Source organism: Paraburkholderia sp. XV (assembly GCF_020177535.1).
Classification (GTDB): Bacteria; Pseudomonadota; Gammaproteobacteria; order Burkholderiales; family Burkholderiaceae; genus Paraburkholderia; species Paraburkholderia caribensis.
In genome coordinates this window covers 1-685 of sequence record NZ_JAGUUD010000273.1, presented here as the reverse complement: position 1 = coordinate 685, position 685 = coordinate 1, and the positions used below count along the sequence as shown (strand labels likewise).

Here is a 685-nt window from a genome sequence, read left to right as displayed (position 1 = left end):
AACAACGCGGCCTATCAGATGACCTACGATTCGCTCGACGAGATCACCGATGAAGAATGGAACAAGACATTCGATACGAACATCGGCGCGATGTTCAGGATCGTGCGCTCTGCCGTCAAACATATGAAACCGGGCGGCTCGATCATCAACACGACATCGATCAATGCGGACAAGCCCAATCCCGGCTTACTCGCGTATGCAACGACAAAAGGTGCAATCCAGAACTTTACAGGCGGCCTTGCGCAATTGCTCGCCAAACAGGGCATTCGCGTCAATTGCGTCGCGCCCGGACCTATCTGGACGCCGCTGATCCCGTCGACGATGCCGAAAGAGAAAGTCGAAAACTTCGGCAAGCAGGTACCGATGCAGCGGCCGGGGCAGCCCGTCGAACTCGCACCCGCTTATGTGATGCTCGCGACAGACGAGGCGAGTTATGTGTCAGGCGCGACGATCGCCGTGACGGGTGGCGCACCGATTCTCTAGGCGGGTGAGGCGCGGCCCGGCGGCATGCTGACGGGCCTTCACCTCTACGCGCAATCAAGGTCGATTTCCTGATCTGACGATTGAACACAACCATCGGGAACGCGGACATGGAAAGCCAACATTCAGGACGACAGCTACCGGATCGTGAAGTCGACGGACAGGTAAGACTTCTCACGCTGCTCGTGGCTTTACATCTGCTCGT

1 protein-coding gene is annotated in these 685 nt (G+C 57.4%); it reads left to right on the top strand.

Annotated features, from left to right (window positions below; all coding sequences use genetic code 11):
- Positions 1-483, top strand: a 483-nt coding sequence (locus KFO72_RS41890) for an SDR family oxidoreductase (protein ID WP_225034563.1), incomplete at its 5' end; no start/stop codon positions are given.
- Positions 484-685 lie beyond the last annotated feature (202 nt).